General features: G+C 72.2%; 10 protein-coding genes. 7 read left to right on the forward strand and 3 right to left on the reverse strand.

What is annotated here, in order from left to right:
• The first annotated feature begins 54 nt into the window (after nt 1-54).
• Entirely contained in the window at nt 55-624 is a 570-nt protein-coding gene (locus ACFWEJ_RS21745; RefSeq protein WP_377231271.1) for a carboxymuconolactone decarboxylase family protein, read from the forward strand.
• A 55-nt stretch (nt 625-679) separates the two neighbouring features.
• Here ACFWEJ_RS21745 and ACFWEJ_RS21750 read toward each other — a convergent pair whose 3' ends face one another.
• Complete coding sequence (locus ACFWEJ_RS21750; protein ID WP_377231272.1) at nt 680-1,288, reverse strand: AAA family ATPase; 609 nt, start codon at nt 1,286-1,288, stop codon at nt 680-682.
• Between the two features lie 607 nt (nt 1,289-1,895).
• Here ACFWEJ_RS21750 and ACFWEJ_RS21755 point away from each other — a divergent pair.
• A complete protein-coding gene (locus tag ACFWEJ_RS21755) occupies nt 1,896-3,179 on the forward strand; it encodes a hypothetical protein (protein ID WP_377231273.1) in 1,284 nt (427 codons plus the stop codon).
• Here ACFWEJ_RS21755 and ACFWEJ_RS21760 read toward each other — a convergent pair.
• Nucleotides 3,169-4,074: an aminoglycoside phosphotransferase family protein gene (locus ACFWEJ_RS21760; RefSeq protein ID WP_377231274.1), complete on the reverse strand. Its 906-nt coding sequence runs from the start codon at nt 4,072-4,074 to the stop codon at nt 3,169-3,171. The genes ACFWEJ_RS21755 and ACFWEJ_RS21760 overlap by 11 nt on opposite strands.
• A 135-nt stretch (nt 4,075-4,209) precedes the next feature.
• Between ACFWEJ_RS21760 and ACFWEJ_RS21765 the strand changes: the two genes are divergently transcribed.
• From ACFWEJ_RS21765 to ACFWEJ_RS21775, 3 genes are all read left to right on the forward strand, one after another.
• Entirely contained in the window at nt 4,210-4,674 is a 465-nt protein-coding gene (locus ACFWEJ_RS21765; protein WP_377231275.1) for a helix-turn-helix transcriptional regulator, read from the forward strand.
• A gap of 5 nt (nt 4,675-4,679) precedes the next feature.
• Nucleotides 4,680-5,111, forward strand: coding sequence for a VOC family protein (locus ACFWEJ_RS21770; protein ID WP_377231276.1), 432 nt, complete (start codon nt 4,680-4,682; stop codon nt 5,109-5,111).
• A gap of 183 nt (nt 5,112-5,294) precedes the next feature.
• Complete coding sequence (locus tag ACFWEJ_RS21775) at nt 5,295-7,781, forward strand: ATP-binding cassette domain-containing protein (RefSeq protein ID WP_377231277.1); 2,487 nt, start codon at nt 5,295-5,297, stop codon at nt 7,779-7,781.
• A gap of 17 nt (nt 7,782-7,798) precedes the next feature.
• Here ACFWEJ_RS21775 and ACFWEJ_RS21780 read toward each other — a convergent pair whose 3' ends face one another.
• On the reverse strand, nt 7,799-8,488 hold the full coding sequence (locus ACFWEJ_RS21780) for a response regulator (protein ID WP_377231278.1): 690 nt from the start codon (nt 8,486-8,488) through the stop codon (nt 7,799-7,801).
• 140 nt (nt 8,489-8,628) lie between these two features.
• Between ACFWEJ_RS21780 and ACFWEJ_RS21785 the strand changes: the two genes are divergently transcribed.
• The gene (locus ACFWEJ_RS21785) at nt 8,629-9,978 is read left to right on the forward strand and encodes a sensor histidine kinase (protein ID WP_377231279.1); all 1,350 of its coding nucleotides are present in this window, start codon (nt 8,629-8,631) and stop codon (nt 9,976-9,978) included.
• Nucleotides 9,979-10,040: 62 nt separating this feature from the next.
• The gene (locus tag ACFWEJ_RS21790) at nt 10,041-11,123 is read left to right on the forward strand and encodes a fatty acid desaturase family protein (RefSeq protein WP_377231280.1); all 1,083 of its coding nucleotides are present in this window, start codon (nt 10,041-10,043) and stop codon (nt 11,121-11,123) included.
• Nucleotides 11,124-11,296: the final 173 nt, after the last annotated feature.

Below are 11,296 nucleotides of genomic sequence, written 5' to 3' on the forward strand. Positions count from 1 at the left end.
GATCTCACCCGCCCACCCGCTGTCGGGCCGACGACGGCGGTGAGACGCTCGAACATGACCATCATCAGGACGCCCGATCCCGCCGAGGCCACCGGCGCCTGGGCCGAGGGGTACGCCGGAGACCTCCGCGAGCTCGGCTACGTGCCCAGCCACACCCGGGTCATGGCCGTCAACCCGCAGGCACAGCGCGCGTTCGAGGACCTGACCGGCGCGATCGCGCAGAGCATCGGCCTGCGCCTGTACGAGCTGGTCACCCTCGCCGCCGCGGGCGCCCTGCGGTCGCAGGCCTGCCGCCTCGCCCACGGGCGCAAGTCCCGCACCGTGTTCGACGACGCCCAGCTCGAACGCATCGCCCTCGACTACCACGCCGCCGGGCTCAGCGAGCTCGAGGTCACCGCCATGGAGCTCGCCGAGCGCATCAGCCGCGACTCGACCGCACTGACCGAGCAGGACACCCAGCGGCTGCGGGACCTCGGGCTCACCGACCGGCAGATCGTCGACGTCGTGCTGGCCGCAGCCGCCCGGAACTACTTCAGCCGCGCCCTGCACGCCCTCGCCGTGCCACCCGACGTCCCGCCCGACCTCCCGGACAGCCTCCGGGAGGCCCTGCTCACCGGCATGTAGGCCGGTGAACGGGTAGGCCAGCGAATATGCAGGCCGGTGAACCGGACCCGGTGAGCTAGGCCGCGCAGGGGTTGGCGCCCCGGGCAGCGGCCTGTGCCGGCTCCGGGCGGCTCGCCGCCACCACGACCGAACGTCGCCGCACCAGGTCACGCACCTGCCCGAACGCGTCGCACCGCTCCATCAGGTGCACCGCCGACCACGGGCCCCGCGGCCCGCCGGCCGCCGCCGCGAGCAGCGAACGCTGCGCCGTCCACCGCTCCCAGTGCCGCACGAACTCGTCCGGCTGCACCACACGACCCCGGTCCAGCTGCCCGTCCAGCGCCTCCGCCAGCGACACGTCCACGGCCACCAGCACCGGGTCCCACCCGCACAGCCGCGCCAGCAGGCCCAGCAGCTCCCGACGGCGCTCGCGGGTGGCGGTGTCGTGCACCAGCAGGGGCCGGCCGGAACGAGGCCCGGCCAGCAGGTACAGCACGGTCGCGACGGCGTGCAGGGTGTGCGCCACCCAGCGGTAGGCGCCGTACGGCACCCAGGACGGCAGGCGGGCGGCGATCCGACGCCGGTAGCGGTCGGGGTCGAGCACCACCGCGCGGGGGACGTCGGCGGCGACGTTGGCCAGCAGGGTGCTCTTGCCGGCGCCCGGGACACCGCCCACGACGATCATCAGGGGGCCGTCGGCGGGACGGCCGACAGCGCTCCTTGCGGAGTGGACGGCAGCCCGGTCGACAGTGCGGTCAGGAACGGGTTTCGGGGCGTGGCCGCGAGCGCCGTCCGCGGGGTCGGGGGAGTCGGGAACAGGACGCAGGAGTGGGGCGGGTGTTGTCACGTGGTCCTCCATACGTAGGGGGCCGGGTGAGCAGCATCGCGCGAGCCGATCCAGGATCACCGGGAGCGCCCTGAGAGGGTGCTGTACCGGGTTCGCGGACCGGGATGTCGAGCCAGGGAAATTAGGGTGCGCCGACGCACGTCAAGGGTTGGGGAGAGCCCTGGGTCACAGACATCGGACAGTTGCTCATTGCTGCTTCCACAACGTGCGACGAGGCCCGATTTGTTCCCGATCGGATGCTCCGACCTGCGGTGTTCCCACGGAGCTGATGTGGTGTTCCTGCGGTGGCCCCGGCCGCGGTCCACGCGGGCAACCTCGCCGAGTTCACCCGGTCCCGCCGTCCCGCACGGGAGCGGCCCGGGCTAACCTCGGCTGGGAAACCGCAGAGAGCACCGCACGGAAGACCGCCGGCAGGACGACGATGCCCCGAGGAAGGCGAGCCCGGATGCGACGACGAATCGTGGGCGCCCTGGCAGCAGCGCTGGTGCTGGCGGCGACACCCCTGTCAGCACACGCCATGCCCGTACACGCCATGCCCGTGCACGCCGCGCCCGGCGACCCCGCACCCGGCTGGCCCACGCAGCGCACCGGTGGCGCCTGGTCGGCGGCGGTCTCCCAGTCCGGTCGGGTGCACACCGTCGCGCACCCCGTGCCGGGCGAGGGTTCCGAGGTCATCAGCCTGAGCTCGACGTACAACGGGACCTGGCCCGCGCCGACCGAGATCCCCGGGTACGGCGGCAGCGTCCGTGCCGGTTCCGGTGCCTACGGGATCGCCGTCTCCTCCGGGCCCGACTCGTTCCTGGTGTCTCGCGAGTTCGTCGGCGGACAATGGGCCGCGCCGGAGACGATCGGCGAGCTCGACTACGCCACCAGTTTCGTCACCAACACCGACGGGGACGCCGTCGTCGTCTGGCGTGCTCCCGACGGCCTCATGGCGGGCCTCCACCCGCGGGGAGCGAGCTGGACGACCCTGCCGGTCACCGGTGTGCCCGACAACGGGTACTTCGCCGCGACCATCAACGACGCCGGCAAGGTGACGGTCGTCTGGGCCGAGGCCACCGGCGCCACCACCCGAGCCGTGCGGCGCACCGTGCTCCGCCCTGGTGCCACCACCTGGACCGCACCGCAGACCCTCGGCACCGTCTCGCCGGCCGGCGGGGCGCCCCGCATCGTGACCGACGGCCAGGGCCGCGAGACGATCACCGCGGGCGACAAGCTCTGGCGTCAGCAGACCACCACCTCCACCCCCGCCTACGCGTTCGCCGTGGGGCAGGACGCCCAGCTCGCCGCGGGCACCACCGACACCCGCGTGGTATGGCCCTACCGGAACGGTCGCTACCTCTCGGTCCGCACCCGCCACTTCGCGCAGACCTCCGCCGGCGAGGGCTGGGGGTCCACCACCACCCTGTGGGCCAAGAGCTACGCGTCCGGCGTTCCCCTCCTGTGCCGGGAGCTCGTCAACATCGGCGTCGGTATCGCACCCGCTGGACGCTCCTACGTCGCGTTCGGCGTCGTCGCGCGCGGCGGCTGCCCTCGGAGCACGCTGCGGCTGGTCACGCTGGACCGCACCAGCACCCCGCTCAACGACGTCGTCGTCAGCTCCTACGGCTACGGCACGACGCCCGAGGTCGCCGTCAACGCCCGCGGCCCGGTCGCCGTCAACTTCCAGGCCGACGGCGCCGACAACGGCTGGGGCGACACCAACTACCTCCAGTTCTTCAGCCGCTGACCCGCTCTGCGAAGTACCGGGCGGCGAGATACCGGGCCCGCCGACGGATCCGGTCGATACCGTCCGGACCGTTGTAGGCCGCGTACGGCGGCCACTGGAAGACCAGGATCGCGAGCTCCTCCAGCGCCAGGTCCCTCCTGAGCTCGGCGGGGTCCCGCGGGGCGCCCGTTCGCGCACACTGCGCCAGGTACTCCTCGACGAGGGCGGCCGGGACACCGACACCCGACGGGGTCGCCCGGACACTGAGCAGCGCGAGGTCCGACGTCGCCCGCCCGACGCCGGACGCCTGCCAGTCGCAGAACACCAGAGCGTCCTGCCCGCCGGCCGTGCGGTGCACGACGTTCGCCGTGTGACAGTCACCGTGGACGAAGACCGGCGACGCCGTCCGGAGCCGGTCACGCAGCGCGCTCCGGGAGTCGAGCAGGTCATCGAGCCGCGGTAGATGAGACGACCAGAACTCGACGACCGGGGCAAGATCCGGGACCGCGAGCGCCGACAGCAGGTCGTCAGGGCGCCCCCAGTCGCCCGCCGGCAGAGCCGTCCCGTGCAGCCGGGCCAGGTCACGGCCGAGCACCCGCCACCTGTCCCGGGACCAGGCAGCGACGTCCAGCGGTTCGCCGGCGTCCTCCAGCAGCAGCGCGACGCCCTCGTCGACGACCAGTGCGTCCAGCAGCGCAGGCGTGAGCACGGGCGCGGCAGGTGCCACCCTGCGGTAGAACCTCAGCTCCCGCTCCGCCTCGGCGCGGGAGCGACCGACGTCGGCCGCCGTGACCTTCAGGTACGCCCGCCCGCCACCGGTCAGCACCACCCGATGGATGCCCGCACCCGAGCGGGCATCGACGGGCGATGCACCACCAGACAGGCGCACGTCGAACTTCTCGAGGGTCGCGGCCAACACATCCAACACATCCTGTTGCGACAGGTCTCGCGCCGGCGGAAGCATCTCGTCAACGTACATTCACCCACTGACACGCCGGGAAGAGCGCTGTCGGCTGCGAGCAGGGCGGCACGGCATGGCAGCATCGCCTGCGTGACGAGCAACGCTGCCGACCCCGAGCACCTGCGCACCCTCGCGCTCCTGCGCCGCGTGCGCGACCGCATGGACCGCGAGTACACCCAGCCCCTGGACGTCGCGGCGCTCGCGGCCGGGGTGCACATGTCGGCCGGGCACCTGTCGCGCCAGTTCAAGGCCGCCTACGGGGAGTCGCCGTACAGCTACCTGATGACCCGGCGGATCGAGCGCGCCATGATGCTCCTGCGCCGGGGCGACCTGAGCGTGACCGAGGTCTGCTTCGCGGTGGGCTGCTCGTCGCTGGGCACCTTCAGCACGCGGTTCACCGAGCTGGTCGGGGTGCCGCCGAGCGTGTACCGCGCCGACCCGGTGCTCGCGGGCGCGCAGGTCGACACGGCGGGTCTGCCGGCGTGCATCGCCAAGCAGGTGACCAGGCCCGTCAGGAATCGAGAAGCGCAACCCCCGGGTCCGGACCTAGCGTGATCGTCATGAGCACACAGACGAGCAAGAGCACGGGGCTGACGATCCACCAGACGTTCCTGCCGCACACCGACCCGGAGGCGTCCCTGGCGTTCTACCGGGACGCGCTGGGCTTCGAGGTCTTCCTCGACGTCGGGCAGGGCGCCATGCGCTGGATCACGGTCGGCCCGGCGGACCAGCCGGACACCTCGATCGTGCTGACGCCGCCGGGGGCCGACCCGGGCGTCACCGAGGACGAGCGCCGCACGGTCGCCGAGATGATGGCCAAGGGCACCTACGCCGCCGTCATCCTGGGCGCCACCGACCTCGACGCGGCGTTCGAGCGGGTGCAGGCCAGCGGCGCCGAGGTCATGCAGGAGCCGGTCGACCAGCCGTACGGGTTCCGCGACTGCGCGTTCCGCGACCCGGCGGGCAACACCGTCCGCATCAAGCAGCTCTGAGCGGGCCGCCGTGTGCGTCCCCGGACTGGCGGCCTACCTCCGGGCGGCCGAGACCCACCTCTCCGACACCGAGCTGATTCCCACCGCGCTGACTGACACCCAGCTGACCGACACCCGACCGTCCGAGGGACCCCGGCCCGTGCTGGTGTCCGCCTCAGGTACCACTGCCACGGAAGGCCGAGCATGAACACGGCGAGCACCACCACCAGCACCACCACCGCCCGCACGACCGCCGACACCGTTGCCGGCACGGACGCGCCGTCGTCCGGGGTCCACCCGGCGGACACCCACGACCTGATCCGGGTGCACGGCGCGCGGGAGAACAACCTGCAGGACGTCGACCTGGAGATCCCGAAGCGCCGGCTGACGGTGTTCACCGGCGTCTCGGGCTCGGGCAAGAGCTCGCTGGTGTTCGCGACCATCGCCGCGGAGTCGCAGCGGATGATCAACGAGACGTACAGCGCGTTCGTGCAGGGCATGATGCCGTCGCTGTCGCGGCCCGACGTCGACCTGCTGGAGGGTCTGACCACCGCGATCGTCGTCGGGCAGGAGCGGCTGGGCGCCAACCCGCGCTCCACGCTCGGCACCGTGACCGACACCAATGCGCTGCTGCGGCTGCTGTTCAGCCGCCTGGGCACGCCGTCGGCCGGCCCGGCGGTCGCGTACTCGTTCAACATCCCGGCCCGTACCGCCAGCGGGGTGATGACGTCGTCCACGGGCGAGAAGCAGATCGTGCGCGAGGCGACGTACCACGGCGGGATGTGCCCGCGCTGCGAGGGCCGGGGCACGGTCTCGGACATCGACCTGAGCGAGCTCGTCGACGAGGACAAGTCGCTCAACGAGGGCGCCATCACGGTGCCCGGGTACAAGGCGGGCGGCTGGTCGGTGCGGTTCTTCACGGAGTCGGGGTACCTCGACGGCGACAAGCCGATCCGCGACTACAACGAGACCGAGCGGCACGACTTCCTGTACCGGGACGCGACCAAGCGCAAGATCGGCGGCGCCAACCTGACGTACGAGGGCCTGGTGCCGCAGGTGCGGCGCTCGATGCTCACCAAGGACCGCGACGCCCTGCAGCCGCACCTGCGCGCCTTCGTGGACCGGGCGGTCACGTTCATCACCTGCCCCGACTGCGGCGGTACCCGCCTGGCGCAGGCCGCCCTCGCGTCGAAGATCAAGGGCGTCAACATCGCCGACGCGTGCGCCATGCAGATCGGCGACCTGGCCGACTGGGTGCGCGGCCTGGACGAGCCGTCCGTCGCGCCGCTGCTGGCCAACCTGCAGCACCTGCTGGACAAGTTCGTCGAGATCGGGCTGGGCTACCTGTCGCTGGACCGGCCCTCGGGCACGCTGTCCGGCGGCGAGGCGCAGCGCACCAAGCTGATCAGCCACCTCGGCTCGGCGCTCACGGACATCACCTATGTCTTCGACGAGCCTACGATCGGCCTGCACCCGCACGACATCCAGCGGATGAACGACCTGCTGCTGCAGCTGCGGGACAAGGGCAACACCGTGCTGGTCGTAGAGCACAAGCCGGAGACGATCGCGATCGCCGACCACGTCGTCGACCTCGGGCCCGGCGCCGGCAGCGACGGCGGCACCGTGTGCTTCGAGGGCACGGTCGAGGAGCTGCGCTCCAGCGGCACGCTGACCGGCCGGCACCTGGCGGACCGGGCCTCCCTGAAGGAGTCCCCGCGGACCGCCACGGGCGCCCTGGAGATCCGCGGCGCCAGCACCCACAACCTGCGCGACGTCGACGTCGATGTGCCGACGGGCGTGCTGTGCGTCGTCACGGGCGTCGCGGGGTCGGGCAAGAGCTCCCTGATCCACGGCAGCCTCGCGGGACGCGACGGCGTCGTCGTGGTGGACCAGTCCGCGATCAAGGGCTCGAGCCGCTCCAACCCCGCCACCTACACCGGGCTGCTGGAGCCGGTCCGCAAGGCGTTCGCCAAGGCCAACGGCGTCAAGCCCGCACTGTTCAGCGCCAACTCCGAGGGCGCGTGCCCCACCTGCAACGGCGCCGGCGTGGTCTACACCCAGCTCGGCTTCATGGACACCGTGGCCACCACGTGCGAGGAGTGCGAGGGCAAGCGGTTCCAGGCGGCGGTGCTGGAGTACAAGCTGGGCGGCTCGGGCGAGGGTGGGAAGGACGGCGGGGCTGACGGCGGCAAGAACATCGCCGAGGTGCTGGCGATGTCGGTCGCGGAGGCCGAGGAGTTCTTCGGGTCCGGTTCCGCCCGGGTGCCGGCGGCGCACAAGATCCTGCAGCGCCTGGCCGACGTCGGGCTGGGCTACCTGAAGATCGGCCAGCCTCTGACCACGCTGTCCGGCGGTGAGCGGCAGCGACTGAAGCTCGCGACGTTCCTGGGCGAGGACGGCGGCGTCTACGTCCTGGACGAGCCCACGGCGGGCCTGCACCTGGCCGACGTCGAGAACCTCCTGGCCCTGCTGGACCGCCTGGTCGCGTCGGGCAAGTCGGTCGTGGTCATCGAGCACCACCAGGCCGTCATGGCGCACGCCGACTGGATCATCGACCTGGGTCCCGGCGCGGGGCACGACGGCGGCCGGGTCGTCTTCGAGGGCACGCCCGCCGACCTGGTGGCCCGGGCCGAGGCGGGCGAGCCGACCCTGACGGGCCAGCACCTCGCCGACTACGTCCGCACCCCCTGACGTCAGCCCCCCGAATGTCAGCGGCCGACGCGCACCAGGCCGGACTCGTAGGCGCAGACCACCATCTGCGTCCGGTCACGCAGGGTGAGCTTGTTCAGGATGCGCGAGACGTGCGTCTTGACCGTCTGCTCGGCCAGGTGCAGCTCGGTCGCGATCTCGGCGTTGGACCGCCCGGCCGCCACGGCCTTCATCACGTCGAGCTCGCGGTCGGTCAGCCCGCCCAGGGTGGCCGCCACCGAGGCGGGCGTGGCCGGCCGCGCGGCGTAGTCCGCGATGAGGGCCCGGGTGATCCTGGGGGACAGGAGCGCGTCGCCGGCCGCGACGGTCCGGACGGCGTGGGTGAGCTCCTCGGGCGGGGAGTCCTTGAGCAGGAACCCGCTCGCGCCCGCGCGCAGGGCGGAGAACACGTACTCGTCGGCGTCGAACGTGGTCAGCATGATCACCTTGGGCGGGGTGCCGGGCATCGCCAGGATCGTGCGGGCGGCGTCCAGGCCGTTGACCTTGGGCATGCGGATGTCCATCAGCACGACGTCGGGCTGCACCCGCCGCACGACGTCGCTGATCCCCGCGCCGTCGTCGCTCGTCCCGACCACCGTGATCCCCTCGTGCGCGTTCAGGAGGGCCTCGAACCCGGCGCGGATCATCGACTGGTCGTCGACGATCAGGACCCGGATGTCGCGCCCGGCGACGTCGGGAGGTGGTGGCATGGGGACAACCTAACCCTGGAGACCGACGTGGGAGACAGAGCCGCCCTCTGCCCCGGGGGCGGACGCGACCCGAAAGTATGACACCGGGTCCGTCGTACGGGTGACGCGCCACGGGCGGACGACGGCATAACCTGCGCGTGATGGATCACCCACCCGAGACGCCGCCGCGGCCGCGTTCCCTCAACCGGCTGCGCTCGCTGACCCGGCTGGATGTCAACGCGGCCTCGATCGCCCGGCGCGAGATCGTGTGGCTGTGGTCGCTGGTCTCGATCGCGGCCGTCACGCTGGTCGCCGTCGGCTGGCCGGTGACCGCGTCCGGGTACGGCACCCATCCCGCGGCCGCCATGGCCTTCACGCTCGTCAACTGCGCCGCCGCGATCCTGGCGGTGCGCTGGCCGTGGGCCGGGCTCGGCGCGTCGGTCGCGGGCGCCCTGCCCCTGATGATCGTCACCGCGGGCGCAGGCCCCGAGTGGCCCTGGCCGTGGCCGGTCACGGTGCTGCTCGCGCACTGCCTGACGGTGTTCGTGCTGGCCCTGCGCCACTCCTGGTACTGGGCGGCGTCCCTGTGGTCGGTCGGCGCGATGCTGACGGTGTGGGCGCCCGCGGTACTGAGCGACGGCGGGCACCCGTCCGCCTTCGCCAACGGCGTCGTGCTGGTCTCCCTGAGCGGCGGGTTCGCGCTGGTCGGCGTGATCGTGCGGCTGTGGAGCCTGAGCGTGCTGCGCATGGAGCAGGCCGAGCGGCTCAGCGCCGCCGAGAAGAGCCGGCGCCGTGAGCTGGAGGAACGCAACCGGATCGCGCGCGAGCTGCACGACGTCGTCGCGCACAGCATGTCGGTCATCACCGTCCAGGCGTCCACGGCCCGCTACCGCCAGCCCGGCCTCGACGAGGCGGTGCAGCGCGAGTTCGAGGAGATCGCCGCCTCCTCGCGGCGTGCCCTGGGGGAGATGCGCGGGCTGCTCGGCATCCTGCGTGGCCACGACACGGCTCCGACGGCGCCGCTGCCCGGCCTGTCCGACGTCACGGCGTTGATCGAGTCCACGCGCGCCTCCGGTGCCGAGATCACGTACGACGGCATGTACGACGACACGGACGACGACGCTGGCGCTGACGCGGACGACGACGCTGCCTCCGACCCTGCCCCCGGCCCTTCTCCCGACCAGGGGGCCGGTACCGAGGTGTCCGAGGTCGTCGGCCTCACGGCGTTCCGCGTGGTCCAGGAGGCGCTGAGCAACGCGCTGCGGCACGCCCCGGGCTCCGCCATCGCCGTCCGCATCAGCAGCGACGGGCACGAGCTGCGCGTCGTGGTCACCAACACGCCCCCCGGCCGTGACGACGAACCCACCCCGGGCGCCCGCCTGGGCCTGGCCGGCATCCGCGAGCGCGTGGCGGCGATCGGTGGCACGGTCAGCGCCGGCCCCACGCCCGACGGCGGCTTCGAGCTCGCCGCGACCCTGCCCGTCGAGGACCCTGACCCGCTACCTGCGTAGGGGGTGAGATTGGCTCCTGCGGGGGACGCGCGGTGCACGACCGAGTTCCTAGGTTGACGCCCATGACGACCGACGCCCCGCCCCGCCCGGCCCGCCAACGACGCACGGCCCGCAACGCGCAGACCAACGACTACTTCGAGCTCGTCGAGCGCGCGAACGCCGCGGGTCTGATGGGACGTCGTGTCGGCTGGTACGTCGGCCGCACCATCGGATTCACGGTGGCCCTCGCGGTCGCGTTCACCCTGCTGCTCACCCTGGGCGACACGTGGTGGCAGCTCGCCGTGGCGGCGCTGTTCGGCGTCGTGTTCACCCAGGGCGCCTTCCTCGCTCACGACGGTGGCCACCAGCAGATCTTCAGCACCGGCAAGCACAACGAGTGGTTCTCCCGGATCATCGGCAACCTCGGCGTCGGGCTGAGCATCGGCTGGTGGAACCGCAAGCACAACAAGCACCACGGCAACCCCAACGTGATCGGCAAGGACGGCGACATCGCCACGGGGGCGCTCGTGTTCGTACCGGGGGAGGAGGCCGGGCGCACCGGGTTCCTCGGCTGGGTCACCCGCCGCCAGGGCTGGCTGTTCTTCCCGATGCTGGCGCTGTTCGGCCCGGTGCTGCACGCGAACTCGGTCCAGACGCTCGCCACGACCCCGGCGATCAAGCACCGCGGGGCGGAGAGCGTGCTCCTGGGCATCCGGCTCATCGGGTTCCCGACCCTCGTCTTCCTCACCCTCGGCCCGGTGCTCGGCCTGGCGTTCATGCTGGTCCAGCTCGCCACCTTCGGCGTGTACATGGGCGCCACCTTCGCCCCCAACCACAAGGGCATGCCGCTGCTGCCCAAGGACCTCGAGATCGACTTCCTGCGCCGCCAGGTCCTCACGTCGCGCAACATCCGCGGCGGACGGTTCGTCGCGTGGGCCATGGGCGGCCTGAACTACCAGGTCGAGCACCACGTCTTCCCGCGGATGCCCAGCGTCAACCTCCGCCAGGTCCGCCCCATCGTGCAGGAGTTCTGCGCAGAGCGCGGCATCCCCTACACCGAGACCGGGCTGTTCGAGTCCTACGGCATCATCGTCGAGTACCTCAACCGCGTCGGCCTGGGCCACGCCGACCCGATGGACTGCCCGATCGTCGCGCAGTACCGGTAGAGCTTCAGGCGGTCGCGCGGACGACGATGTCCAGCGCCGCCGGGGCCCGGCCCGTCAGCCGCAGCACCTCGCCCGAAACCCCGCCCCACCGGTCCTCACGGATCGAGGCGAACATGCTGCAGTACGCGTACGTCCACCACGGGTCCTCGCCGGCCCTGGCCAGCTCCTCGGCC

The organism is Promicromonospora sp. NPDC060204 (assembly GCF_042728455.1).
In the GTDB taxonomy this organism is placed as follows: Bacteria; Actinomycetota; Actinomycetes; order Actinomycetales; family Cellulomonadaceae; genus Promicromonospora.